Here is a 24,124-nt window from a genome sequence, read left to right as displayed (position 1 = left end):
CGGACAGTCACGCCCGAAGCGTCAAGCGGTTGGTAGACTGTGGGTCGCTGAAGCCTTCCAGGAACGGACCCTTGTCCGCCCGGGAGGCTTTTTTCATGACCTCTTTCATGGCGGCACCACATGTACTCGTACGACCAGCCACCCCCGCCGACCGCCCCGCCGTCGAGCGGCTGTGGCTGATGTTTCGGCATGACCTGTCCGAGTTCACGCCCGGAGGGCAAGTGCGACCCCAACTGCCCAACCCGGACGGCACGTTCCGCAGTGAGCGGGTGACCGCGGCGTTCGGCGGCACGGACGGTGACTGGGCGCCGTATCTCTTCGTGAGCGGCGAGCATCCCGTCGGGTTCGCGTTCGTGCGGGGGATCGGTTCGCCCACCCGGATCCTCAACAGCTTCTTCGTCGTGCGCGGCGCCCGGCGGGGCGGGGTCGGGATGCAGGCCGTGCGGGATGTCGTCGCGCGGTATCCGGGGAGTTGGGAGGTCGCGTTTCAGGACGCCAATCCGGGGGCCGTGGCGTTCTGGCGGCGGGTCGGTGAGGAGCTTGCCCCGGGGGAGTGGGGCGAGGAGCGCAGGCCGGTGCCCGGGCGGGTCGGCCTGCCTCCCGATGTGTGGATCTCGTTCAGGTACGGAAAAGCGGTAGGGGCCTAGAGCCCCGGAGCCTCAGACGCCCAGGTCCTTGATGATCTTCGCCACGTGGCCCGTCGCCCGGACGTTGTACAGCGCGTGTTCGACCTTGCCGGACTCGTCCACGATGATCGTGGAGCGGATCACGCCCATGTAGGTCTTGCCGTAGTTCTTCTTCTCGCCGAAGGCCGCGTAGGCGTCGAGGGCCTTCTTGTCGGGGTCCGCGAGGAGGGTGACCTTGAGGTTCTCCTTCTCGCGGAACTTGGCGAGCTTCTCCGGCTTGTCGGGGGAGATGCCGATGACGTCGTAGCCGGCGCCCGTCAGCAGGTCCAGGTTGTCCGTGAAGTCGCAGGCCTGCTTGGTGCAGCCGGGGGTCAGGGCCGCCGGGTAGAAGTAGACGATGACCTTGCGGCCCTTGTGGTCGGCGAGGGACACCTCGTTGCCGTCGGCGTCGGGGAGCGTGAAGGCGGGGGCAACGTCCCCGGGCTGGAGTCGTTCACTCATCGCGCTAGCGTAACCGGGGGTGCTGACAGTGCACTCCGCGCGAGAGCTGACAGACTGTCCGGCACAAGTACCAGCAGACTTCGGAGGCCGTACGGTGACGGACACGTCGAACACGCCGGACACCAGAACCCCGGCGCAGATCGAGGCGGACATCAAGCTCCGCCGCGATGTCCTCGCCGACACGCTCGACGAGATCGGGGTGCGGGTGCACCCGAAGACCATCGTGGGCGACGCGAAGGCCAAGGTCGCGTCGAGCATCGACCACACCCTCGGCAGGGCGTACGTCGGCGTCAACCGGGTCGTGAGTGACGTCAAGGGTCAGTTCGTCGACGAAGAGGGCGCGCCGCGCGTCGAGCGGATCGTTCCTGTCGCTCTCGTCGCCGTCGGCGTCGTGGGCCTGTTCGTCCTCGGCTCCCGGCGTCGTAACGGTCGTAAGGGCTGAAACCGTGGGTGACCCGCCCGCGTACGGACGGGTCCTGGGCAGGTAGGTTCGTGGGCGTGAGCGCCAAGAGAGACGAGCAGAGCACCCAGCACGACAAGCTGCCCATCCGGATGCTGCACGACCGGGTGCTCGTGCGGCAGGACAAGAGCGAGGGCGAGCGGCGTTCGGGTGGCGGGATCCTGATCCCCGCGACGGCGGCCGTGGGGCGCCGGCTGGCCTGGGCCGACGTCGTCGCCGTGGGCCAGAACGTGCGGACCGTCGAGCCCGGCGACCGGGTCCTCTACGACCCTGAGGACCGCGCCGAGGTCGAGGTGCGCGGGGTCGCCTACGTCCTCATGCGCGAGCGGGATCTGCACGCCGTCGCCGCGGACCGGTTCGAGGGGTCCGAGGACTCGACCGGCCTGTATCTGTAGGACGAGTACCTGTTGTAAGCAGCAAGCCTCTAAGGGGCTGGTGACCATCGTCACCAGCCCCTTTTGCCGTCTCTTTGCTACGTTGGAAAGGAACCCGACGAGACGCGCCGTACCGGGACAGCGACACGGAAAGACGACGCACCCCCGTTCAGTACGTACGTCTCGGAGGTGCCTGTCATGGCCTGGGTTCTGCTCGTCGTCGCCGGTCTGCTGGAAGTCGGCTGGTCGATCGGGATGAAGTACACGGACGGCTTCAGCCGCCTCGTCCCCAGTCTGTTCACCGGCGCCGGAATCGTCGCCAGCATGCTGCTGCTCTCCTACGCCGCGAAGTCGCTGCCCATCGGTACCGCCTACGGCGTGTGGGTCGGGATCGGCGCGGCGGGGGCGGCGGTGCTCGGCATGGTGGTGCTGGGGGAGCCTGTCACCGCCGCCCGGATCTTCTTCGTGGGTCTGCTGCTGGTCGCCGTGGTGGGGCTGAAGGCCACCTCCGGTCACTAGGCGCCGGCAGGACCGGTCACTCCTTCTTGCGGCCGGTGCTCTGCGGGCCCGCGGTCGTTCCTCCGGTTGTCGTGCCGTCGGTGGTGCCGTCGGTCGTGGTCCCTGTGGTGCCGTCGGTCGTCGTGCCGTCCGTGGTCGTGCCCGTCGTGCCGCCGGTGGTCGTGGTGCCGCCGTCGGTCGTCGTGCCGCCCGTGGTGGTGGTGCCGTCCGTCGTGGTGCCGGTCGTGCCGCCCGTCGTCGTGGTGCCGCCGCCGTTCGTCGTGCCGCCGTTCGTCGTGCCGCCCTGTGTCTGACCCTGGGTGGCCGAGCCGCCGGTGGTGGTCGTGCCGCCGTTGTCCTGGTCGCCCGTCGTCGCCGGCCGGCTGGGCTGGAGGCTAGGGGGTGCGACGGTCTCGGCGCCGTCCTGGAGCTGGAGGTCGAAGTCGCTCGCCTCGGTGCCCTTGAGGGCGGACTTGGTGTACTGGGCCCAGATCTCGGCGGGCGCCCCGCCGCCGTTGACGCGTTCGAGGCCCATCGCGCCGTAGAGCGACTTGTGGGCGGCGGTCGTCGGGTCCTGGCCCATGACCGAGACGACCGTCGCCAGGTCCGGGGTGTAGCCCGCGAACCAGGCCGCCGTGTCCTCCTCCGCCGTGCCGGTCTTGCCGGCCGCCGGGCGGTCGGCGCCCTGGGCCGCGGTGGCCGTGCCGTTGTCGACGACGCTCTGCAGGACCGAGGTCGTGGTGTCGGCGGACTCGCGGCTCACCGCGCGGGTCGTCTTGTTGGCCGGCAGCTTGATGTCGCTCGTGCCGTCCTTGGTGATCTTCGAGATCATCGTGTACGTGTGCCGCTCACCGTGGTTGGCGATCGTGGCGTACGCCTCCGCCATGTCGAGGACGCTCGCGGTGGACGGGCCGAGCGCGATGGACGGGGTCGCGGTCAGGTCGGGGGTGTCGGCGGGGAGGCCGAGGGCGACGGCGGTCTGCTTGACCTTCGTGGGGCCCACGTCGACCGCCATCTGCGCGTACACCGAGTTGACGGACTTGTCCGTCGCCGTACGGACGGTGATGTCGCCGTAGGAGGCCTGGTCCTCGTTCTCGGGTGCGTACGAGCCGCCGTTCCAGCCTTCCACGGGGCGCTTGTTGGTGCCGTCGTAGTAGGTGTTGGGCGTGATGGTCTGGCCGTCCTGGGTCTGCGAGTCGTTCTGGATCGCCGAGGCGAGGACGAACGGCTTGAAGGTGGAGCCCACTTGGAAGTCGCCGCGGGTCGCGCCGTTCGTGTACTGCTTCACGTAGTCGATGCCGCCGTACATCGCGACGATCCTGCCGGTCTTCGGATCGACCGAAGCCCCGCCCGCGCGCACGTAGTTGTCGACCTTGCGGCTCTTCTTGTCGAGCTTGGACATGACCTGGTCGTTGACGGCCTTCACGAAGGCGTCCTGCTTGTTCTTCTGGAGGGTGGTGGTGATGCGGTAGCCGCCGGCTTCGAGGGTGTCCGCGTCGATGATCTTGTTGGTGGTGAGGTAGTCCTTGATCGCGCCGACGATGTAACCACGCTGCCCGGACATGCTCGTTGAGGCCGTCGCCTCCTTCGGCATGGGGAACTTCATGCCGACGCGCGCGGACTCGGTGAGCCAGCCCTTCTTGACCATGCCGTCGAGGACGTAGTTCCAACGGGCCACCGCGGCGGCCTTGTTCTCCGGATGCGCTACGACGTCGTACTCGCTCGGCGCGTTCAGCAGCGCGGCGAGGTAGGCGCCGCGGCCGGCGTCGAGTTCGGTGGCGTCCTTGCCGTAGTAGGCCTGGGCGGCGGCCTGGATGCCGTACGCGTTGCGGCCGAAGTAGCTGGTGTTGAGGTAGCCCTCCAGGATCTCGGCCTTGGACTCCGTGCGGTCCAGCTTGATCGAGATGAAGAACTCCTTCACCTTGCGGGTGACGGTCTGTTCCTGGCCCAAGTAGTAGTTCTTGACGTACTGCTGGGTGATCGTCGAGCCGGACTGGGTGCCCTTGCCGGTCGCGGTGTTCCACGCGGCGCGGACCATCGCCTTGGGGTCGACGGCGGACTCGGTGAAGAAGTCCCGGTCCTCGGCGGCCAGTACGGCGTGCTGGGCGTTCGCGGAGATCTGGTCGAGGCCCACGTTCTCGCGGTTGACCTCGCCGTCGCGGGCGAGTTGGGAGCCGTCCGCGTAGAGGTACACGTTGGACTGCTTCATCGCGAGGGCGTTGGCGGGCGGGATCTTGACCAGCGAGTAGCCGAGGAAGAACGCGCCGATCAGCAGCGCCACGAGCACGACGAGCCCGCCGAGCGTCATCCGCCAGGTCGGGATCGCCCGCCGCCACCCCGTGCGCTTGGGCCGCTTGGCCTTCTTGGGCTTCTCGCCGCCGGCCGCCCCGGCTGTCCCGGGCGCGCCGGGCGCCTCGGGTGCGGCGGCCGCTTCCGGCTCTCTCGGTGCCCAGCCCTGGTTCGGCTGCGGCGGCTGCGGCTGGTCGCTCATGTCGTGCACGGACTCCTGTTTCGCGTCGTACCGTCCCGCACTGCCTCGTACGTTCCTGTACGGCCTTGTGCGCTTCTGCGCCCCCAGACGAAGACTCTCGCACCATGCGTTCCGTTCCCGCCGATCGGCACGCACTTGCCCGGAAAATGCGTGGCGTACGTCACCACCTGCGGACTAGGCTCCTGCGCTTCGGTGTCAAGACGTGGTGGAGGGTGGTTTCTGGTGGGTGCTGGGCGGTTGTACGCGGCCGTCGCGGCGGGGGGTTTCAGGCGGTACGCGACCTACCGGGCGGCGACGCTCGCCGGGGTCTTCACCAACACCGTCTTCGGTGTCGTCCTCGTCTACACGTACCTGGCGCTGTGGGACGAGCGCCCGCACCTCGGGGGGTACGACCAGGCGCAGGCGGTGACGTACGTGTGGCTGGGGCAGTGCCTGTACGCGACGCTGGCGATCCAGGGCGGCGGGTTCGAGAAGGACCTGATGGAGCGCATCCGCACGGGCGACATCGCCGTCGACCTGTACCGGCCCGCCGACCTCCAACTCTGGTGGCTGGCAAGCGACTTCGGGCGGTCCCTGTTCCAGCTGCTCGGGCGGGGCGTGATCCCGTTCGTGTTCGGCGCACTGTTCTTCCCGATGGCACTGCCCACCGACGTCATGTCCTGGGCGGCTTTCCTGGTGGCGCTGCTGCTCGCGATCCTCGTCAGCTTCGGCATCCGCTATCTCGCGGCCCTGAGCGTGTTCTGGCTGATGGACGGCACGGGCATCAACCAGGCCACGATGATCCTGGGGGTCTTCTGCTCGGGCATGGTGCTCCCGCTGAACGCCTTCCCGGGCGCGCTCGGCGACATCGTCCGCGCGCTGCCGTGGGCGGCCCAACTCCAGATGCCCGCGGACGTGTTGATGGGGAAGACCGATCCGCTGCACGCGTACGCCTTCCAGGCGACCTGGGCGGTGGTGCTGCTCACGGCGGGGCGGCTGATGCAGTCGGCGGCGACGCGGAGGGTGGTGGTTCAGGGTGGCTGAGACGACCCGAACGAGTGAGGCGGGGACCGGCCCGCACGTGGGTGACGGTGAACTGCCGCGCTGGCGCGAGGGGTTGCGGGCCTACGGGATGATCGCCGGGATGTGGATCCGGTCGAGCATGACCTACCGCACGTCCTTCGTCATCACCCTGATCGGCAACCTCCTGGTGACCGGCCTCGACTTCGCGACAATCCTGCTGATGTTCTCGCAGGTCCACTCGCTGGGCGGCTGGTCCCTGCCCGAAGTCGCCTTCCTCTACGGCCTGTCGGCCACCGCGTTCGGCATCTCCGACCTGGTCCTCGGCTCGATGGATGTGCTGGGCGCCCGCATCCGGGACGGCTCCTTCGACACGCTCCTCGTGCGCCCCGCACCGGTGCTGGCCCAGATCGGCGCCGACCGGTTCGCGCTGCGCCGCCTGGGCCGGATCACCCAGGGCGGCCTGGTGCTGGGGTACGCGCTGCTCCACATCGACGTCAACTGGACTGTCGGCAAGCTGCTGTTGGTGCCGATGATGCTGATCTGCGGCGCGGCGATCTTCGGGGCGCTGTTCGTGGCGGGCGCGGCCTTCCAGATCCTGGCGCAGGACGCGGCCGAGGTACAGAACGCGTTCACCTACGGCGGCACCACGCTGCTGCAGTACCCGCCGGCCGTGTTCGGCAAGGACTTCCTGCGGGGCGTGACCTTCATGCTGCCGCTCGCCTTCGTCAACTGGGTACCCGCCTCATACGTGTTGGGGCGGCCGTACCCGCTGGACCTGCCGCCGGGCGCGGAGTTCGCCTCGCCGCTGGTGGCACTCGCCTTCTGCGTGCTGGCCGGGCTGGCCTGGCGCGCCGGGCTCAAGTCGTACCGAAGTACTGGGAGTTGAGGGTGACAGAGCAGGCGTTCATCGAACTGGACCGCGTCGAGAAGGTCTTCGACGTGCGCAAGAAGACCGGGTTCATGAAACGGGAGCGGCGCCAGGTGCGGGCCGTCGACTCGATCTCCTTCACCGTGGCCCGCGGCGAGATGGTCGGCTACATCGGTCCGAACGGCGCCGGGAAGTCGACCACCATCAAGATGCTGACCGGCATCCTCACCCCGAGCGGGGGCCGGCTGCGGGTCGCCGGCATCGACCCGTCCCGCGAACGCACCCGGCTCGCGCACCGCATCGGCGTGGTCTTCGGCCAGCGCACGACCCTCTGGTGGGACCTCCCGCTGGTCGACTCGTACAAGCTGATGCACCGCATGTACCGCATCCCGGACGCCCGTTACGCCGAGAACCTCGACCGCTGTGTCGAACTCCTCGAACTGGGCGCCCTGTTGGACGTCCCCGTACGGCAACTCTCCCTGGGCCAGCGGATGCGCGGCGACATCGCGGCGGCCCTGCTGCACGACCCCGAGGTGCTCTACCTCGACGAGCCGACCATCGGCCTGGACGTCATCTCCAAGGCCCGAGTCCGGGAGTTCCTGCGGGACTTGAACGCCGAGCAGGGCACCACGGTCCTCCTCACCACCCATGACCTCCAGGACATCGAGCAGCTCTGCTCCCGCGTGATGGTCATCGACCACGGCCGCCTGATGTACGACGGCCCCCTCGCCGGTCTGCACGAGGCCGGGGAGAGCGAGCGGACCCTGGTGGTGGACCTGGAACGGGAGTTGCCCCCGATCGAGGTGCCGGACGCGCGGGTCGTGAGGGTGGAGGGTCCGAGGCAGTGGCTGGCGTTCCCGGCGTCGGAGTCGGCGGCTCCGCTGGTCGCGCGGATCGCGGCGGAGTACCCGATGGTGGACCTGTCGGTACGGGAGCCGGACATCGAGGCGGTCATCGCCAAGATGTACGCGGAACAGGCCGAGAAAGCGGTCTCATAGCCCCGGGCGAAGTCACCTCATAGCTCCGCGTGAAGTCACCTCGTAGCCCTGCGCGGAGTCACCTCGTAGGCTGCTCTGTATGACCGACGACGCAGTCCCGGAACTCCGCGCATCCGACGCCGACCGCGAGCGGGTCGCCGAGGTGCTGCGCGACGCCGTCGCGGAGGGCCGCCTCGACATGGAGGAGTTCGAGGAGCGTCTGGAGGCGACCTACAAGGCGCGCACGTACGGCGAACTGACCCCCATCACCCAGGACCTGCCGGTCGCCGGGGTCACCCCGCCGCCGGTGAACATGGTCAAGGAGCCGGTGGACAGCGGGAGTTGGGCCGGGCGGATCGTCGGCGGCGAGGGCTCCTCTACCTGGGCCGTGGCCATCCTGTCCGGGTTCCAGCGCAAGGGCCGGTGGACGGTCCCGAAGCGGTTCACCTGCTTCTCCTTCTTCGGCGGCGGCGAGATCGACCTGCGCGAGGCGAACTTCGCGGACCGCGAGGTCGAGATCAACTGCGTCGCGATCATGGGCGGCGCGCAGGTCATCGTGCCGCCGGGCGTCGAGGTCGTCGTCCGCGGCATCGGCATCATGGGCGCCTTCGACCACAGCCAGGAGGGCGTGCCGGGCGACCCGGGCGCCCCGCGCGTGATCCTCACCGGCTTCGCCTTCTGGGGCGGGGTCGGCGTGGAACGCAAGGTGACCCGGGCGGAACGCCAGCGCCTCAAGGAGGAGCGCCGCCAGGAGAAACTGGAGCGCGGCTCGTCCGCCAAGCAGCTCTACGGCTCCCACCGCGACGCCCTGTCCGGCCTGCACGACGCCCACCGCGAGGCCATGGACGAACACCGCGAGGCGATCCGGCGCCGGCACGAGGAGCGCAGGGAACGGCACGAGGAGCGCCGCGAGCGGCACCGGGACCGGCGGGAGCGCCGGCACCGGGACTGGGACTGAGGTTTTTTTACGAGGGGACCGGGCTACAGCTGGGCCGGGACCGCGCCCTTGAGGTCCGCCAGGTCGATCGTGGCGGCCATCTTCCGGTAGCCCCGGTCGCTGGGGTGGAGATGGTCGCCCGAGTCGTACTCGGCGGCGAACCGGCGCGGGGCGTACGGGTCGCGCAGCGCCTTGTCGAAGTCGACGACGGCGTCGTACACCGTGCCGCTCCTGATCGCCGCGTTCACCTCCTGGCGTACGGCCTCCCGGGCCGCCGTGTACCGGAAGTAGTTGCCGAAGGGCATCAGGGTCGCGCCGATGACCTTGACGCCGCGGGCGTGGGCCTGGCGGACCAGGGTGCGCAGGCCGGCGAGGACCCGGTCTGCGCGGGCGCCGTGCAGGACGTCGTTGACACCGAGGTCGATGACGACGACCTTGACGTTCGGACGGCCCAGCACGTCACGGCCGAAGCGGACGAGGCCGCTCTGGTTCTCGGCGGGCCGGCCGGCGAGGCTCGTGAGTATCTGATTGCCGCTGATGCCCTCGTTGACCACGCTGTAGCGCGGCACGTCCCGCCCGGCGGCCAGGGCCGCGCGCAGCCGCTCCGAAAAGGCGTCCGGCCAGCGGCGGTTGGCGCCCTCCGTCGAGGTCGACCCGTCGGTGATCGAGTCGCCGAACGCGACGACCGTGCCCTTCGCCCGGTCGCTCAGCACGTCCACCGCGGTCAAGTAGCGCCAGATCGCGGTGCGTTCGCGGTACGGCGTGCCGGTCGCGTCCTCGGCGTGGTCGCCCTCGGCGAGATAGGAGATCTGCCGCGCGTACGGGTGGTAGGTGACCGGTCCCGACGCGATGGGGGAGTAGGTGGTGACCAACAGGTCGGCGCCCGCCGGGACTTGGAGGCGCACGGCGTCGCTGAGGGTCTGCTGCCCGGCCGGGATCGTCACCGAGGTCGCGCCGCCGAAGGTCAGCCGCCGCATGGTGCCCTGGGCCGCGGCGGAGCTGTTGCGGGCCGCGGCGACGGCGATCGAGGCGTGCGTGATGCTGAGCGGGGCCCGGCCGTAGAGGTTGGAGAGGGTGATCCGGGCGCTCGCGCCGCCCGTGCTGGTGTGGACGATGTTGCGCACCGAGCGGCGCGCCGTGCCGGTCCGCTCCGTGCCGGTCTCGCCGCTCACCGGGGCGGCGGCCCAGGCGCCCACCCAGGTACCGGCCGAGGCGGGGGCGGCGGAGTTGCCGCCGGAGCGGGAGCCCGGGGAGTTCTTCCCGTCGTCGCCCCGGCTTCCGTCGCCTGCGGCGGCCCCGACGTATATGCAGACGGAAAGGACCGCGATCAAGGTGATGATCGCGGACAGTAGGGCACGCTGCTTTGTGGGGGACACCCCCACACCCCCGTCACGAGGCTTGGTCACGCGGTGGGCCTCCTCGGGTGAGTGGCAGGGCTCTGCCATTTTGCCCGATCGGGTGACTGTGGGAACTCCTGTTCCGTTCCGGGAGTCGATCAGGAAGGGACAATATGTACGGTACCGGCGAACGGGCGGGGCGGTCGGAGCGGGTGGAACGGGTGGAGCGGATGGAACGGACAGAGACGGGGTTGGGGGCGGCGACCGAGAGCGACGGGTCCCGCCGCACGATGACCACGTTCAGCGCGGCCGACCAGGAGCGACAGCGCGGCGTCCGCCGGATGAAACTGACGGCGCTCGCCCTGTTGCTCTTCGTGGCCGTCGTCTACGTGCTCGCGAAATGGGCGTCGCACGCGGGCGCGGGCCCCTGGACGGGCTATGTCGCCGCGGCGGCCGAGGCGGGCATGGTCGGCGCGATGGCCGACTGGTTCGCGGTCACCGCCCTCTTCCGCCACCCGCTCGGCCTGCCCATCCCGCACACCGCGATCATCCCCACCAAGAAGGACCAACTGGGCGTCTCCCTGGGCGAGTTCGTCGGCGAGAACTTCCTCTCCGAGGAGGTCGTACGGCAACGCCTGCGCGCGGTCGGCATCGGCAGCCGCCTCGGCGCCTGGCTGGCGGACCCGGACCACGCGGACCGCGTGACGGCGGAGCTGTCGGCGGCGCTCCGGGGCGCGCTCACCGTCCTGCGGGACTCCGACGTCCAGGCGATCGTCGGCGAGGCGATCACGCGCCGGGCCGACGCCCAGGAGATCGCTCCGGGCATAGGGAAGATGCTGGAGAAGATCGTCGCCGACGGCGGTCACAAGCGGGTCGTGGACCTGATCGTGGCCCGCGCGCACGACTGGCTCGTCCTGCACGACGAGCAGGTCATGGACGCGGTCGAGGGCGGCGCCCCCGGCTGGACCCCGAGATTCGTCGACAAGCGCATCGGCGAGCGCGTCTACAAGGAGCTGCTCCGCTTCGTCACCGAGATGCGCGACATGCCCTCCCACCCGGCCCGCGGCGCCCTGGACCGCTTTCTCGGCGACTTCGCGGCCGACCTCCAGTCCGACACGGAGACCCGCGCGCGCGTGGAGCGCCTCAAGGGCGAGGTCCTCGGCCGCGGCGAGGTCCAGGACCTGATCGCCAGCGCGTGGACGTCCGTACGCTCGATGATCGTGTCGGCCGCCGAGGACGAGCGCAGTGAGCTGCGGCTGCGGGTGCGGGCCTCGCTGTTGTCGCTGGGCGCGCGGATGGCCGTGGAACCGAAGCTGCAGGCGAAGGTCGACGGCTGGGTCGAGGGCGCGGCGGTGTACGTCGTGACGACGTACCGCAAGGAGATCACCTCGCTCATCACGGACACGGTGGCGGGCTGGGACGCGGAGCACACGACCCGGAAGATCGAGGCGAACATCGGGCGTGACCTGCAGTTCATCCGGATCAACGGCACGGTGGTGGGGTCGTTGGTGGGCTTGTTGATCTATACGGTGACGCGGCTGGTGGGGGTGTAGGGGCGGGGGCGGGCGCGGTGCAGGCGCGGGTGCAGGGGCGCGTGTAGGGGCTGATTCCCGGGGGCACCCGGAGGGGGTTCGCTCGACGAGGAGGAACCCCATGGCCAGTGCGAGTGCCGGTGCGAGTGAGAGTGCGAGTGAGAGCGCGAGTGCCGAGATCCCGGCCGGGGGCGGTGGCCGGACGATCACCTCGTCCATCCCCGCCCGGCTCGACCGCCTCCCGTGGTCCCGCTGGCACTGGACGATCGTCATCGGCCTCGGCACCGTATGGATCCTCGACGGCCTGGAGGTCACGGTCGTCGGCAACATCGCGGGCCGCCTCTCCGAGCCCGGCAGCGGGCTGCCGATCAGCTCCGGGCAGGTCACCGGTATCGCGGCGGCGCTGTATGTGGCGGGTGCGTGCGTGGGTGCCCTGTTCTGGGGCCGGCTCACCGACCTCTACGGTCGTAAGAAGCTCTTCATGATCACGCTGGTGGTGTATTTGGCGGCGACCGCTCTGACCGCGGCCTCCTTCTCCACCTGGTGGTTCTTCACGTTCCGCTTCCTCACCGGCTTCGGGATCGGCGGTGAGTACGCGGCGATCAACTCCGCGATCGACGAGTTGATCCCGGCGTACTGTCGGGGCCGCGTGGATCTGATCATCAACGGCAGCTTCTGGGTGGGCGCGGTGGGTGGTTCGTTGTTGTCGATCGTCGCGCTCAACACGAGCGTCTTCGCGGCGGACGTCGGCTGGCGGCTGACCTTCGCGCTGGGCGCCGTGCTCGCGCTGGTCATTCTTCTCGTACGACGTCATGTGCCGGAGAGCCCGCGCTGGCTGCTGATCCACGGGCGGGACCGGGAGGCGGACGAGGTGGTGACGTCGATCGAGCGTCGGATCGAGGCGGAGCAGGGGCACGAACTGCCGCCCGCCGAGGGCGAGATCACCATCCATCAGCGCAAGAGCGTCTCGTTCGGGGAGATCGCCCGCACGATCTTCCGCGACTACCCGAAGCGGGCGACGCTCGGTTTCTCGCTCTTCATCGGCCAGGCGTTCCTCTACAACGCGATCACCTTCGGCTTCGGCGCGATCCTGACGAAGTTCTTCAACGTGCCTACGGGCAACACCGGTTACTACTTCGCGGTCATCGCGGTCGGCAACTTCCTGGGCCCGCTGCTGCTGGGCAGGCTGTTCGACACGGTCGGGCGCCGGGTGATGATCTCGTCGACGTACCTGCTCTCGGGGCTGTTGTTGTTCGGCACGGCGTGGTTGTTCGACCGGGGTTCGCTGAGCGCGACCACGATGACGGCGTGCTGGTGCGCGGTCCTGTTCTTCGCGTCGGCGGGCGCGTCCAGCGCGTATCTGACGGTGTCGGAGATCTTCCCGATGGAGACCCGGGCGATGTCGATCGCCTTCTTCTACGCGCTGGGTACGGCGGCGGGTGGGATCAGCGGGCCGCTGCTGTTCGCGGATCTGACGGGGACGGGGAAGGTCGGGGACACGGTGCTCGCGTTCCAGATCGGGGCGGGGTTGATGTGTGCGGCGGGGGTGGTGGCGGCGGTGCTGGCGGTGCGGGCGGAGGGGCGGTCGCTGGAGGATGTGGCTACGCCGTTGACTGCGGTGGACGGGCCTGTCGCTACGACGCCCTCGACGCCGTGAGGGAAACGTCGTGACGGAATCCTCGGCCGGCATCTGAGTACTCGTACTCTGTCGCGGGCCCGGCGGTGGAGGAACCCTCGTACGTATGACCGAGAAGCTGCTGAGCCCCCTGCGGACGCGCCCCTGGCCGGAACGCTGGCTGATCCGGATGCTCGGTGCGGGGGGCGCGACGGCGGCGTATGTCGTCTGTGTTCCGTCGGGATCGGTGCCGGTGTCGGTGGCGGGCGAGGTGTCCGGTGGTGGCGGGGTGGTGCTCGCGGTGATCCTGGTGTGTCTGGCGGGCTACTTCGGTCACCGGGACGATCTGGCCTGGCCGTTGCTGCTGGTGGCGGTGGGTCCGGCCGTGCTGATGTACGTGTCGTTCGAGTCGGAACAGCCGCTGGCTTGGGCGTTCGCGACGTTGGTGATCGCGGCGGGGGCGTTGATCGCGGCGACGGTGGGACGCTGTTTCCGGCCGCGCGGCGGGGAGGATTCGGCGGACGGCCTGGTGTGCGCCGCCGCGCACCGATCGTGAGGAGCCGTTGTCGGGTGCGGGTTGTGGGGGGCTGGTCGCGCAGTTCCCCGCGCCCCTGGGTGGTTGGGGGTGCGGCTTTGCGTCCTGGTGCGGGTGCGTTGTGGTTCGCCTGCTGTGTGTTGGGGGGCGGCGCCGCGCCGGGGGGTATCCGTCCTCGGATCGGCGCGGGAACCGTTGCTCACCGACTTGACCGTGTTGACGCGCCGACCGCTGCGGGCGGACACCCCCCGACACGTCGCCTTGGCGCCGTACGCGGGCGACGGTCGTCACGCGTGGCGGTCGGCTACCGCCCAGGAGGCGAGGGCTACGGCGCCGGCGACCCCGAAGACGGCGGGCCAGGCGCCGACCCTCTTGGCCAGTGGGTGGGAACCGGCGAACGCGGCGACGTAGGCGACCGTGAGTGCCCCGGCCGCCTTGCCGCCGGCCTGTTGCCTCCACTGCTGTGCGGCAGTTGCTCCGGCCACGGCCAGTACGACCCCGCCGAGTTGCCGCTTCCTGGTCCAGCGGGCCACGCCGTACCCGCCGACGAGTCCGCTCGCGGCGACCACCGCGCTGGGAACGCTGGGGACCTTGGTCATGACGTGCCTCCTGGAACTGATGGAACTGAGCTGACCGGATATCGTCACCGAGGCTAACGCGGGGCCCCGCGTCAGCCTCGATGGCCTACGGCTTACACCTCAGGTCTACGGCTCACGGCTCACGAGGAGAGCCACGCGGTGGCGTTGAGGGCGAGGGCGGCGTTGGTGGCGCCGGTGTCGTTCCAGCCGTCGTACAGCGTGTTGCCGGACTGGCCGGTGCCGTCGTCGATCGGTGAACTGTCGCCCCAGAACGCGACCTTGCCGCTGCCGAAGGTGCTGGTGGCGAAGAACGCGCCGGTGTTGCCGGAGTAACCGGAGCGGTAGAGCAGGCCCTTGGCGGCGGAGTTGTCGGCCGGCTTGATCGTGGCCGTGGTGCCGTTGGCGATGAGGCTCTTGGTGACGGTGCCGAAGGAGCCGTGCAGCACCGGGTTGCTGCTGTCGCTGATGGCGGCCGGGTACCCGGAGCTGATGTTCAGCGAGTCGATGGAGAGGCCGAACGGGTCGGTCGAGTCGACGCTGTTGTTCGTCATCAGGTCGTTGAGGATCTGGACCGCGTCGTAGCCGTCGTTGTTGCGGTCGGACCCGGTGTGGTCCGAGATCATGAACAGCCCGCCGCCGGCCTTCACGAAGTTCATGATGGCGGTCTTCTCGGCGGTCGTGAACTTGATGTTCGGCTCGGGCAGCACGAGCGTGTCGAAGTTCGACAGGTCGGTGGCCGACGAACCCCCGTAAGTGAGCGCGCTGGTCGCGGTCTTGAGGCTGTAGTCGCCGGTCTTCTGCAGCGCGATGCCCCACGAGGACAGCGCCCCGGTCCAGTCCTTGTCGGAGGAGGGGGAGGAGTCCTGGGACAGCGGGTCGGGCTTGCTGGTGGAGATGATCCAGTCGGCGTTGCCCGCCTCTTCGGCGTGCCCGTCGTCGAACAGGACGCGGTGCGTGGTGGCCGCGTGCGCGGGGGTGACGGTGGCGGCTTGTACGGCAGCGCCGGTGGCGAGCATGCCGAGGACGGTGAGGGCGGTGGTGAACCTGCGACGTGACGTGAACGTGCATGTCATGGACTTGCCAAGGTTGAGCATCCGGTGAACCTCCGTGGAGTGGGGGGATTCCATCAGTGGGGGTGGAATGAACAGGGGGTGCGGGCGCGGCGGGTATTACGGGTGCTGCGGATGTCACTGACTGCGGTGAATCTTCGCGCGTAGAACGGTAGTTGAGTGATCACCGATCGACACACGGGAGGACGGTACACAGAGGGGCGGGCGTGTCGGGAGGGGGCCTCGGCGGTTCACGTAGATCTCTTACTCGGCCGCCTTTCGCTGACTTCCTTTGGTCAACTCTTGATCGTCCTTGACCTGTTCGTGGCAGACTTGGGCGGGCGGGGTGTGTGTGCTCGCGCGATGTCGCGGCTGAACGGGGGACGGGAATCGTGTCGTGGGACGAGGAGTGGGCCCAGCTCAAAGCGGACGCGCTGGCGCGGCAACAGCCGTCGGCGCGGATGCAGTTGAACCAGTTGCCGGCCGACCCGGGTGGCTCGTCCACTGGTCCGGTCGACGGTGGCGGGGACGGGTTCTCCGTCAACGCGGGCTCGATCGACGGGAGTTCGCATCTGCTCATCGAGATCGCGGGAGTCCTGTACGAGGGACGCATGGACGGGGAGAACGCCACGATGGCCCGGGTGCCCCGGTCCCACCCGGACGTGGCCTCGAACGTCGAGGCGTTCGCGCGGTTCGCCCAAGACCAGTACACGGACGCGGTCGTCCTGTTGGCGGCGCTGTCGGGCAAGCTGAAGTCCGCGAACAACGCGTACACGCAGTACGACGGTGACGTACGCGGGCAGTTGAACTCCGTTCTGGTGTCGGGCCGTTACACCGAACCAGGGAACCGGTGATCCCGTGGCCCACCGCGAGGACGTCGAGTTCCTGGAGGACGCGAACCCGGCGCTCATCGGCCGCAGCGCCGCCGAGTTCACGCGTTTGCACAAGCTGGTCGACTCCACCGACGACGCCTTCCGCAAGGCGGTGAAGGTGGATTGGCGGAGCGACGCCCGCGAGCTGTACGCGAAGCGGCTGAGCGAGGCCAAGGATCTCACCGACGCCCTGTCGGAAGCCTTCCGCAGAGTGGGGAACGCCCTTACGGCGTATGCAGACGCGGTCACCACGGCCAGGAGCCACTACAAGAGCGGCAAAGCCAGCGAAGGCAAACTGTCCGAGGTGATGTCCCGGGAGGCCACCGCCGTCACCCCGACCGCCCGGGCCGCCGAGCCCATGAGGCAGTGGGAGGACCTCCGGGCCACCACGGGCGTCATGGACTGGTTCGCGGAACTGACGGTCGACGTCGACGCGATCCGCGAGGACGCCGAGCGCTACTACAACCAGACCAGCGGCCACTACGGCGATGCCCTGCGCGTGGAGTCCGAGGCGCGCGAGACGTGCGTCGCGGACATCAAGGCCGCCAACCGTTCCCTTCCCGACTTCCAGAGCCCCATCGCGGACCCGGGCCAGTTCCTCAAGAACCTCGGCCCGTTGCAGGCCGAGGCCCGCCAGGCGAGCGACAACCCGTACGCCCAACTCCCGGGCGCCGGGCCGAAGGTGGACTCGATCCCCACCATGGGCGGGAACGTCGTGGTCAACGAGACACTGTCCCGCATCCAGACCCGCATAGACGGCCTGCCGGGCGCCGAGGGCAACAACTACTGGCTGCCGTCGAACTCCGACGAGAGCCGCCGCCAGTACATCTCGGCCAACAGCGCCGTCATCAAGGCCGCCGCCCAGGACGCGGGCCTGCCGCCCGAGATGGTCGCCGGCATCGCCTGGCAGGAGGTCGAGGGCGATCCGGGCGTCCTCGACGACCTGGCCTACGAGGGCCGCAAAATCCTCCCCTTCAGCGAGGACCCCGACCGCACCTCGATGGGCCCCCTGTCCATCCAGGTCCGCCGTGCCGCCGAGGTGCTCGGCTACGACCCGAACCACCTCACCGACATGCAACGGGACGTCGTGGTGGACTCGATCAAGGACCCGGCCAAGAACATCTTCATCTCGTCGGAGTACCTGGCCCAGCTAAAGGCGGAGAGCGGCTTCGCGGATGTCCCGCCGGACCGGATGACCCGAGCCCAGCTGCAGGAGCTGGCCGCTCGCTACAACGGCGGTCCCTACTATGAGGACCCCGCCGCCCAGGCTTACGGTCGCGGCTTCGACCGCAAGCTGGACGACGCCAAGGAGGCCCTGAAGTGACCAGCCCTGTCCGCCCCCCGACCTCTCACGCGGACGTACGGGCGCCCCGCCCCCCGCGCACCCGCGTCGCGTCCGCGCTCTGCGCCCTCGTCCTCACCCTGGGCCACCTGGTGACGGCCTACCTGACGCTCCTGGCCTACGCGGCGGACCCCGCGGGCCCCTGGGACAGCGAGACGGTCGCCCACTCGAACTTCGCGGCGGGCACTGCCCTGGCGCTCACGGCGGTTGCAGCGGGGCTGAGTCGGGTGTTCGTCAAGGCGGGATGGGTTCGCAGGTGGTGGTACGCGATTCCGGCGGGGCTGGCGGTCGCGGCGGTGCTTCGGCTTACGTTGCTGGCTCCGGAACTCTGACCGGTGGGTTCGGAAAAAGAGAGGGGGTGCCGGGCGCCGTGATGGAGGCGGCCCGGCACCGGAGTACTGACGTGTGGTGCTGATGTGTCGTGGTGCTGCCGAACCGCCGCTTACCGTACGTCGACGAAGTCGCCGGGCGCTGTCGCCGCGGCGGTGGTGGCGGTGCCGGCGAAGACGTAGCGGTAGTAACCGTCGACCGTGGCCTTGGTGGTGGTCTTCAGGACGCCGGTGCTGTTGGTCTTGACCGTCTTGAGGGTGGTGTAGGTGCTGCTGCTCTTCTTCCGGAACTGCAGCTTCACGGGCTGGGACACATAGCCCGCGTACTTGCCCGTCGACCAGTTCGCGCGCGCCAGCTTGCCCGTGACCGTGATGGTCTTGCCCTTCTTGACCGGCTCGGGCGTGGCGTTGGCGGTCAGCGTGGAGGCCTTCTTGATCGAGGCGGTGGCGACGTCGTCGTTGTAACTGGCGTTCGCGTACAGGTCCCAGGCCCCCAGGAACAGCTTCCAGGTCCCGGCCACGCCGTTGTCCTTCATGTCGGTGGCGGGGTGGATGTTGAAGACGGCCTTGCAGGTGTACGTGCCCTGGGTCGCCGTCTCCGTGCAGTTGGGGTCGTCGTCCGTCCCCAGCCCACCGGTGATGCCGTCCGTGGTCGAACTGTCGGTTCCCTGCCACAGGAACGCCTCGGTGAGGGCGACACCGCTCGCGTCCGTGGCGGTGTACGTGACGGCGACGGACTTCGTGCCGGTGGTACCGAGGGTGATGTCCTTGCCGCCGTTGATCACGGCGTGCGAGAACTTGGTGTTGCCCGAGGAGTCTCTCGGCTGAACGGCCTTCGAGGCGAAGGAAGTTAGCCCCGCCGCCGCACCCGGACGCTCCGCCGCCTGGGCGGCCACCGGAAGAGCGAGCGCGGACAGAACGACGGCACCGGAGACAACGGCAGCCGCAACGCGTATACGCATGAAACCCCCACAGGAACCTGAGAGGCCCGCCCAAGTCTTCCCTTGGCCGGGCCTGTTGATCTCCGCATCATATGAACTCAGGTCGGAAATGGTGAAGATCTCTTGTGCAATAAGTGCGTAACGGACGCGTGGGGCTTGGGAGTTGGTAGCGGCCCCTCTCACCGGAGCCGCTGACGATCAGGCGTTGCTCCAGAAGGCAAGGGCCTTGTCGATCAGCTTCTTTGCCTGGTCACCGTAGCTCGCCGCACTGCTGAGGGCATCGAACGCCCTGTGGTGAAGGGTCAGTTCACCGGCGTCGGTGATGTCCACACCGCAGGAGACCAGTTCGTAGTGGGCGCGATCCTCACCCATGTTGAACCCGGGCATGGGGACGATGCCGAACTCGGCGGTGGCAGGGAGGATTCCAAGGCCGAGCGAGGGGAGGTCGAACTGGCGGAGGAGACGCTCCAGTTGCTCGCGCATGACCAGACCTCCCCCTACGTTTGTGTACAGGGCCTGTTCGCCAAGGATCACGTCATAGCGATGCTCACCGTCGTACAGAACCTGCTGCCGCTCCATGCGCTTGGCCACTCCCGCCGGAACATCATCCGGAACTCCGAGAAAGTCGACGACACGGCGCAGGATCACGGTCGCGTACGCCTCGGTCTGGAGCGTGCGCCAGACCATGTTGGGGACGTACGCCTTGCCATGCCGAGTCAGCTGATACCAGCCGATCACCTCGTCCTGGATGTCTTCCGTGCCGGTGGACAGGCGTTGTTGCCATGGGGTCGAACTGGTCACTGGAGCTCTCCTCTCGATGGCCCCGGACGCCGATGCTTAGCCGTCAAGGACGTCACGTACTCCTCAAAGGGCACCGACTCGACAAGGGCGATCCGCTGGTACTCCTGGAATGGTTCAGGGGCGCCTTCGTACATCTCCCGGCTTATCTGAGTTCCGTCGCGCTCGTAGTGCATGAGCACGATCTGGGAACGGTCGAACATCCAGAAGTCCTGTACTCCTGCGAGGGGGTTGGGACGTCTGGTCACATCAAGGATGCGAACGGCTTCCCCGGCTTCGACGGTGTGGCGGTAGTACTCGAACTCGAAGCGGAGATAGTCCGTGAGGGGCTGGGTCACGATGTGCACCCGCCCGACCCGGCGACCGCCGGCCGCGTATGCCTCTACCCGGTCGAACCAAGGCTGAGTCGCACCGCGCGTGACTGGCTCCCCGGCCAAGAACCGCCGGATCGCCTCTTCCTCCTGTTGTACGCGGTAGACGGGCAGAGTCTCCAGACTCCATGCCTCCTGTTGCATGGAGTCGAATGCCCTCCGCCAGCCCTCACCGGCCAAGAACACGAACAGCCTCCTCCATCGGGATCGGGTACCTATCGGGACACGCATCGCTGTGGCTGTATGTCACATACGGAGCCCCAGTGGCCCTGTCGTGGACGTGGCTGTCGTACGGATCGGTGGGCTGGACATCGAGTTGGCAGCGGCAGCAGATCAGGACCATCGAACTCCCACCCAAGCCTGCCGTAGTTGTCGTCCCAGGGCGCAGGGTTCGGTGGCGTGTGTGCAGTCCTCGTGGCACTGTTCGCCGCCATGTGCACAGCCGGGGCACGAGGTGTAGTGGGCCACGAGCGCCTGGTACGCCTCGTAAGACGTCTGCTCGGTGACGACGGCGGCCGCGCGCGTCAGGGCGTCGTGCAGCTTTTCGGGATCTGTCAGCAGGCGGGTGAGGGTGGGCGGGACATGCCAGCGAGGTCCGGCGGTGGACTGCGGTCCGGGTACGACCAGGTGAGCGGTGTCGCTGAGCACAGTGATCCTCGACGCCCCGGGCATCTCCCAAGCGGAGGCGCCCCCGGCAGGCACGAGCCAGTAGTAGACGCTGATCCATGAATCGTCGATGACGGCCCCGGTGCCTCCGCGCAGCCGTCCGAGCGCTTCCAACGCGATGGTGCGCGGGACCCGCACGGCATCCCACCACTTGCCTACGGGGAGCAGTGACATCGAGCAGCCTGCGGGCATCCAGTCCAGAGTGGGAGTGTTCATGAAGTCACCATCCAGTGACGGACGGTGGTGATTCGATACCCGCCCGGTAATCTCACCGTGGGATGGATTCCTATCTCGCCTGTGGATAACGGGGGTTGAGCAGCCATGACCACGCCGCTCGTGCCGATCGAACTGCCGGACTGGGCATGGGAGCGTGCCGAGGTCAGACAAGCTCTGCGCGCGCGGAACATGGGCGCAGTGTTTCGGCACGTGCAGCAGTACGCGGGTGCCAGTCAGTCCCGTATTGCTGCGGCCGCGGGGATGACGCAAGCCCGCGTCAACGAGATCATCAACGGTCGCCGCGAAGTGTCCCGGCTGGATGTCTACGAGCGCATCGCGGACGGCCTGCAGATGCCTGATGACGCACGCCACCTCCTCGGCCTGGCCGCGAGCAGGGAAAAGCGTTCTGGCGGTGCCGCGTTCGACCTCGCAGCTTTCCCCGAAGTCGTGCGCGTGTACGCCGCGCAGCATTCGGCGGCCGAGGAGATTCAACAACAGGCTCGCGAGGCGCAGGAGTTGGACGTGCTGGCTGTCCGCGGCCTCGGCCTGATCGGGCTGAACGACAGCCTGCTGCGAGCTCTCTTGCCCCGCGAGCAGGGCGGGAAGGGCTTGCAGGTACGGGTCGCGCTCCTTGATCCGGACAGTGACGCTCTGGCTCAGCGCGCGGCCGAGATCGGGGAGTCCGCAGAGTCCCTCGCCGGAGGTGTACGACTGGCCGAAGCGCGGTTGCGGGAACTGGCCGACTCCTGCGACATCAGCGTGTGGCGGTACCGCATGCTGCCCACCTGGCGGCTGATTCGTACAGACTCCACGCTGTTCGTCGGTGCCTTCGACGCGGGGTGGGAAGGCCATGAGTCGGCGACGTACAAGGTCATGGAGACGCCGCACGGTCCCCTGTTCCGCGGCTTCCGCAGGATGTTCGAGGCGGTCATTGATGGTGCTGAGCGCACGGTGTGACCAGGAAAGAGAGGAACGGTTCGTGATCGAAGCGGAGTTGAAGGCACGGGTTCTCTCACCCGACACGGTCACACGGCAGCTCGATGAGCGCGCCACGGCTCGCGTTGAGGTGTACCGGGACACGTACTACGACCGTCCTGATGGCTCGTTGGAGAAGGCGGACCAGGAGTTGCGTGTCCGAACGGTGCGGGGCGCGGAGACTACGCGCACGGTACTCACGTTCAAGGAGGCCGCAGTCGATGAGGGCTCAGGGTCCAAGCCCGAGTATGAGACCTCCATCGAGGATGCAGATGCGGCCCATGCCATTCTGCGCGGCCTCGGCCATGTCGAGGTCATCGAGTTCGAGAAACACTGCCGGAACTACGAGTTCGAGGCGTTCGGCCGGCGGATGCTTGCCACGCTTGTGCGCGTGCCCGAGATCGACGGGACGTTCCTTGAGGTCGAGGCGCTCGTCGACGAGGGTGACGTGACGGTGGCTCTGGACGATATTCGCGCCGTCCTCGTCGAGTTGGGCATCGAACTCAAGGAGCTGACGCGGGAGACCTACACAGGAGCGGTGGCGACACGACGTCGCTGACACGAGGAACGCCGGTCAGGGCGGCTGCGGTTGGGGTCTGCTTGCCGCTTTGGAGCGGGGAGAACTTCGAGGGCTAGCAACTGAGCTTGACCGCAAGGTCCAGCGCCGTTGACGTACGGCCGCGGTCGGCTTACGTTCGAGCGTCTTGGGGATGCTGATGCATAGTTCTCTTTGCTGGCTCGGAGACTGTGTTGGCCGAGGCCTCTGATACCGCTTGGGTGTCGGCGCGTTCGACCGAGGATCCATGGACGAAACGGAATAGATGCAGCGCGCGGCTTGGCGTGCTGTCGGCCAGTGAGGCCATGGATTCGATCTGGACCTCGGTACGCGACACCACCAAGTTCCAGACAGACACCCTCAGTAGATATATGATCAACCCCCAGATCTACAATGAGTAGCGAGGAATTTAATGGACCAGTCTAGCCCTGAGCACTATCCTGTGGCAGATTTCATCAAGTGGAACAATGAGAAGGAGCTCGTCCTAAATCCGAGCTTCCAACGAGGGCCTGTATGGACAACAACTGCGCGCACCTACCTAATTGATACCATCTTGCACGGCTATCCGATCCCTAAAGTGCTAATGCGCACACACATTGACCGGACTTCGCACCGAATTTTCCGTGAAGTAGTAGACGGGCAACAACGCCTGCGAACAATTATAGATTTCGCTGCCGGAAAGTTTAAGCTCGGGATCCGATCGAAAATCTTTCGTGGAGCAGACTACGCTAGCCTCCCAGGTGAGGTTCAAGATAAATTCTTGGCGTACAAGATCACCGCCGAACAATTGATCAACGCCTCCGATAGTGATGTACTTGAGGTATTCGCTCGAATTAACAGCTATGCCGTCCCGGTAAATGGTGCTGAGCTTAGAAATGCCAAGTTTGATACAGAGTTCAGTTGGTCGGTGCAGGAAAGGTCTCGTAAATGGACTGATCTTTGGGATCTGGGAATCTTGGGCAAGCGGGATCAGGTCCGGATGATCGGTTATTCGCTTATGGCGGAGATGTATGGAATCCTCCTTCAAGGCGTGACGGACGGTGGCGAAGACAAGATCAATCGCCTTTATGAGCGAAAGAAGAGCAACTTCCCCGAACAGGATCTGGTCGAAGAACGCGTCGACCAGATCCTTTCAATCATGTTTGATCGTGTGGTGCCAAGCTTCGCTAACGAGCCGATCGTTAAGCGGCCGCAGGCTCTGATGATCTTCGCGGCATTGGCACATGTGAAGTATGGCCTGCCTGCAGGTGATATTGGTGAAGGTATGCCTGGCCGGGGTGATGGCTTGAATGGGGCTATCGATCGATTCACGGCCAACCTGACTTTCCTGAATGAAGTTCTCAAGAGTGAGGAGCCGCCCAGGAATTATGAGAGGTTCTATGCGGCATCGAAGTCGTCAACTCAAAGGATTGCCAGCCGTCGCGAGCGCTTCAAGGTATTTTGCGAGGCCATAGTCGCAGACAGCATGGAGCGTTAGTGCTGAGCCTTTCGGTCCCATATGTCGCCTTCAGGGTCGAATGCGAAGAGATTCTCACGTCTTTCTCTGTGCCTGCTCGTGGCGATCGAAATGAATTCGGCATTGGAGCGCATCGGGTTGCGCGTGAGGGCGCGGTAGTTGCGCTACATGATGCCTGGAACCGATTCTGCAAGAATCTGGTGTTGCGAAGTTCCTACCATC

General features: G+C 67.5%; 25 protein-coding genes, 1 pseudogene and 1 riboswitch. Of the genes and pseudogenes, 17 read left to right on the top strand and 9 right to left on the bottom strand.

The genetic code is table 11. The features are described 5' to 3' along the window. Positions 1-95 precede the first annotated feature (95 nt). Positions 96-647: a GNAT family N-acetyltransferase gene (locus OG407_RS20655; RefSeq protein ID WP_405860048.1), complete on the top strand. Its 552-nt coding sequence runs from the start codon at positions 96-98 to the stop codon at positions 645-647. 12 nt (positions 648-659) lie between these two features. Here OG407_RS20655 and bcp read toward each other — a convergent pair whose 3' ends face one another. After that, the gene (gene bcp / locus OG407_RS20650; protein WP_328683020.1) at positions 660-1,127 is read right to left on the bottom strand and encodes a thioredoxin-dependent thiol peroxidase; all 468 of its coding nucleotides are present in this window, start codon (positions 1,125-1,127) and stop codon (positions 660-662) included. 94 nt (positions 1,128-1,221) lie between these two features. Between bcp and OG407_RS20645 the strand changes: the two genes are divergently transcribed. The 3 genes from OG407_RS20645 (at position 1,222) to OG407_RS20635 (ending at position 2,480) form a co-directional block, all read left to right on the top strand. After that, positions 1,222-1,569: a DUF3618 domain-containing protein gene (locus tag OG407_RS20645; protein ID WP_405860046.1), complete on the top strand. Its 348-nt coding sequence runs from the start codon at positions 1,222-1,224 to the stop codon at positions 1,567-1,569. 56 nt (positions 1,570-1,625) lie between these two features. Then, on the top strand, positions 1,626-1,982 hold the full coding sequence (locus OG407_RS20640; RefSeq protein ID WP_026150372.1) for a co-chaperone GroES: 357 nt from the start codon (positions 1,626-1,628) through the stop codon (positions 1,980-1,982). 66 nt (positions 1,983-2,048) lie between these two features. After that, positions 2,049-2,125, top strand: a riboswitch (guanidine-III (ykkC-III) riboswitch). Positions 2,126-2,159: 34 nt separating this feature from the next. Continuing rightward, positions 2,160-2,480, top strand: coding sequence for a DMT family transporter (locus tag OG407_RS20635; RefSeq protein WP_405860044.1), 321 nt, complete (start codon positions 2,160-2,162; stop codon positions 2,478-2,480). Between the two features lie 16 nt (positions 2,481-2,496). Here OG407_RS20635 and OG407_RS20630 read toward each other — a convergent pair whose 3' ends face one another. Beyond that, positions 2,497-4,950, bottom strand: coding sequence for a transglycosylase domain-containing protein (locus OG407_RS20630; protein ID WP_405860042.1), 2,454 nt, complete (start codon positions 4,948-4,950; stop codon positions 2,497-2,499). A gap of 222 nt (positions 4,951-5,172) precedes the next feature. Here OG407_RS20630 and OG407_RS20625 point away from each other — a divergent pair, with 222 nt between their 5' ends. From OG407_RS20625 to OG407_RS20610, 4 genes are all read left to right on the top strand, one after another. Further along, positions 5,173-5,973: an ABC transporter permease gene (locus OG407_RS20625; RefSeq protein WP_405860040.1), complete on the top strand. Its 801-nt coding sequence runs from the start codon at positions 5,173-5,175 to the stop codon at positions 5,971-5,973. 88 nt (positions 5,974-6,061) lie between these two features. Beyond that, positions 6,062-6,838 (top strand): ABC transporter permease, encoded by a 777-nt coding sequence (locus OG407_RS20620; protein ID WP_405868513.1) that lies wholly within the window; start codon positions 6,062-6,064, stop codon positions 6,836-6,838. Between the two features lie 2 nt (positions 6,839-6,840). Beyond that, the gene (locus OG407_RS20615; protein ID WP_405860038.1) at positions 6,841-7,818 is read left to right on the top strand and encodes an ATP-binding cassette domain-containing protein; all 978 of its coding nucleotides are present in this window, start codon (positions 6,841-6,843) and stop codon (positions 7,816-7,818) included. Between the two features lie 79 nt (positions 7,819-7,897). Continuing rightward, positions 7,898-8,755 carry a DUF1707 domain-containing protein gene (locus OG407_RS20610; RefSeq protein ID WP_405860036.1) on the top strand — a complete coding sequence of 286 codons (858 nt, stop codon included), beginning with the start codon at positions 7,898-7,900 and terminating at the stop codon, positions 8,753-8,755. Positions 8,756-8,778: 23 nt separating this feature from the next. On the opposite strand, the gene OG407_RS20605 is transcribed toward OG407_RS20610, so the two are convergent. Then, entirely contained in the window at positions 8,779-10,140 is a 1,362-nt protein-coding gene (locus OG407_RS20605; RefSeq protein ID WP_405860034.1) for an SGNH/GDSL hydrolase family protein, read from the bottom strand. Between the two features lie 104 nt (positions 10,141-10,244). On the opposite strand from OG407_RS20605, the gene OG407_RS20600 reads away from it, so the two are divergent. From OG407_RS20600 to OG407_RS20590, 3 genes are all read left to right on the top strand, one after another. Further along, on the top strand, positions 10,245-11,624 hold the full coding sequence (locus OG407_RS20600; RefSeq protein WP_405860032.1) for a DUF445 domain-containing protein: 1,380 nt from the start codon (positions 10,245-10,247) through the stop codon (positions 11,622-11,624). 100 nt (positions 11,625-11,724) lie between these two features. Beyond that, the gene (locus OG407_RS20595; RefSeq protein ID WP_405860030.1) at positions 11,725-13,260 is read left to right on the top strand and encodes an MFS transporter; all 1,536 of its coding nucleotides are present in this window, start codon (positions 11,725-11,727) and stop codon (positions 13,258-13,260) included. An 85-nt stretch (positions 13,261-13,345) separates the two neighbouring features. Then, complete coding sequence (locus OG407_RS20590; RefSeq protein ID WP_405860028.1) at positions 13,346-13,774, top strand: hypothetical protein; 429 nt, start codon at positions 13,346-13,348, stop codon at positions 13,772-13,774. Between the two features lie 266 nt (positions 13,775-14,040). Here the strand turns inward: OG407_RS20590 and OG407_RS20585 are convergent, their stop codons facing one another. Both OG407_RS20585 and OG407_RS20580 read right to left on the bottom strand, forming a co-directional pair. After that, the gene (locus OG407_RS20585; RefSeq protein ID WP_405860027.1) at positions 14,041-14,352 is read right to left on the bottom strand and encodes a hypothetical protein; all 312 of its coding nucleotides are present in this window, start codon (positions 14,350-14,352) and stop codon (positions 14,041-14,043) included. Positions 14,353-14,477: 125 nt separating this feature from the next. Beyond that, positions 14,478-15,404: pseudogene (locus tag OG407_RS20580) on the bottom strand (hydrolase); the annotation flags it as partial. Positions 15,405-15,772: 368 nt separating this feature from the next. On the opposite strand from OG407_RS20580, the gene OG407_RS20575 reads away from it, so the two are divergent. The 3 genes from OG407_RS20575 to OG407_RS20565 are packed head-to-tail and all read left to right on the top strand — an operon-like array spanning position 15,773 to position 17,926. Then, positions 15,773-16,234, top strand: coding sequence for a hypothetical protein (locus tag OG407_RS20575; protein WP_405860025.1), 462 nt, complete (start codon positions 15,773-15,775; stop codon positions 16,232-16,234). 4 nt (positions 16,235-16,238) lie between these two features. Beyond that, positions 16,239-17,576, top strand: coding sequence for a hypothetical protein (locus OG407_RS20570; RefSeq protein ID WP_405860023.1), 1,338 nt, complete (start codon positions 16,239-16,241; stop codon positions 17,574-17,576). Beyond that, positions 17,573-17,926 (top strand): hypothetical protein, encoded by a 354-nt coding sequence (locus OG407_RS20565; RefSeq protein ID WP_405860021.1) that lies wholly within the window; start codon positions 17,573-17,575, stop codon positions 17,924-17,926. Before OG407_RS20570 ends, OG407_RS20565 begins: the two co-directional genes overlap by 4 nt. A gap of 110 nt (positions 17,927-18,036) precedes the next feature. Here the strand turns inward: OG407_RS20565 and OG407_RS20560 are convergent, their stop codons facing one another. The 4 genes from OG407_RS20560 to OG407_RS20545 all read right to left on the bottom strand — a co-directional run bounded on the left by OG407_RS20560 (position 18,037) and on the right by OG407_RS20545 (position 20,915). Beyond that, on the bottom strand, positions 18,037-18,885 hold the full coding sequence (locus OG407_RS20560) for a hypothetical protein (protein ID WP_405860019.1): 849 nt from the start codon (positions 18,883-18,885) through the stop codon (positions 18,037-18,039). A 177-nt stretch (positions 18,886-19,062) separates the two neighbouring features. Next, positions 19,063-19,665, bottom strand: coding sequence for a DUF5753 domain-containing protein (locus tag OG407_RS20555; RefSeq protein WP_405860017.1), 603 nt, complete (start codon positions 19,663-19,665; stop codon positions 19,063-19,065). Further along, positions 19,662-20,219: a DUF6879 family protein gene (locus OG407_RS20550; protein ID WP_405860015.1), complete on the bottom strand. Its 558-nt coding sequence runs from the start codon at positions 20,217-20,219 to the stop codon at positions 19,662-19,664. The genes OG407_RS20555 and OG407_RS20550 overlap by 4 nt, the downstream gene beginning before the upstream one ends. A 147-nt stretch (positions 20,220-20,366) precedes the next feature. Continuing rightward, positions 20,367-20,915: a hypothetical protein gene (locus OG407_RS20545; RefSeq protein ID WP_405860013.1), complete on the bottom strand. Its 549-nt coding sequence runs from the start codon at positions 20,913-20,915 to the stop codon at positions 20,367-20,369. 105 nt (positions 20,916-21,020) lie between these two features. Between OG407_RS20545 and OG407_RS20540 the strand changes: the two genes are divergently transcribed. From OG407_RS20540 to OG407_RS20530, 3 genes are all read left to right on the top strand, one after another. Further along, a complete protein-coding gene (locus OG407_RS20540) occupies positions 21,021-21,872 on the top strand; it encodes a helix-turn-helix domain-containing protein (protein WP_405860011.1) in 852 nt (283 codons plus the stop codon). Between the two features lie 22 nt (positions 21,873-21,894). Then, a complete protein-coding gene (gene cyaB, locus OG407_RS20535; RefSeq protein WP_405860009.1) occupies positions 21,895-22,449 on the top strand; it encodes a class IV adenylate cyclase in 555 nt (184 codons plus the stop codon). A 439-nt stretch (positions 22,450-22,888) separates the two neighbouring features. Beyond that, the gene (locus OG407_RS20530) at positions 22,889-23,923 is read left to right on the top strand and encodes a DUF262 domain-containing protein (protein WP_405860007.1); all 1,035 of its coding nucleotides are present in this window, start codon (positions 22,889-22,891) and stop codon (positions 23,921-23,923) included. Positions 23,924-24,124: the final 201 nt, after the last annotated feature.

The sequence above is a fragment of the Streptomyces sp. NBC_01515 genome, from assembly GCF_045040345.1.
GTDB lineage: Bacteria > Actinomycetota > Actinomycetes > Streptomycetales > Streptomycetaceae > Streptomyces.
This window is presented reverse-complemented; position numbering and strand designations above follow the sequence as displayed.

Bases quoted from the DNA above. Each gene is read 5' to 3' on its own strand.
- OG407_RS20610 (WP_405860036.1), top strand. From the start codon at position 7,898: ATGACCGACGACGCAGTCCCGGAACTCCGCGCATCCGACGCCGACCGC.
- OG407_RS20630 (WP_405860042.1), bottom strand. From the start codon at position 4,950: ATGAGCGACCAGCCGCAGCCGCCGCAGCCGAACCAGGGCTGGGCACCG.
- OG407_RS20655 (WP_405860048.1), top strand. From the start codon at position 96: ATGACCTCTTTCATGGCGGCACCACATGTACTCGTACGACCAGCCACC.
- OG407_RS20540 (WP_405860011.1), top strand. From the start codon at position 21,021: ATGACCACGCCGCTCGTGCCGATCGAACTGCCGGACTGGGCATGGGAG.
- OG407_RS20600 (WP_405860032.1), top strand. From the start codon at position 10,245: ATGTACGGTACCGGCGAACGGGCGGGGCGGTCGGAGCGGGTGGAACGG.
- OG407_RS20590 (WP_405860028.1), top strand. From the start codon at position 13,346: ATGACCGAGAAGCTGCTGAGCCCCCTGCGGACGCGCCCCTGGCCGGAA.
- OG407_RS20560 (WP_405860019.1), bottom strand. From the start codon at position 18,885: ATGCGTATACGCGTTGCGGCTGCCGTTGTCTCCGGTGCCGTCGTTCTG.
- OG407_RS20635 (WP_405860044.1), top strand. From the start codon at position 2,160: ATGGCCTGGGTTCTGCTCGTCGTCGCCGGTCTGCTGGAAGTCGGCTGG.
- OG407_RS20585 (WP_405860027.1), bottom strand. From the start codon at position 14,352: ATGACCAAGGTCCCCAGCGTTCCCAGCGCGGTGGTCGCCGCGAGCGGA.
- OG407_RS20620 (WP_405868513.1), top strand. From the start codon at position 6,062: ATGATCGCCGGGATGTGGATCCGGTCGAGCATGACCTACCGCACGTCC.
- OG407_RS20545 (WP_405860013.1), bottom strand. From the start codon at position 20,915: ATGAACACTCCCACTCTGGACTGGATGCCCGCAGGCTGCTCGATGTCA.
- bcp (WP_328683020.1), bottom strand. From the start codon at position 1,127: ATGAGTGAACGACTCCAGCCCGGGGACGTTGCCCCCGCCTTCACGCTC.
- OG407_RS20595 (WP_405860030.1), top strand. From the start codon at position 11,725: ATGGCCAGTGCGAGTGCCGGTGCGAGTGAGAGTGCGAGTGAGAGCGCG.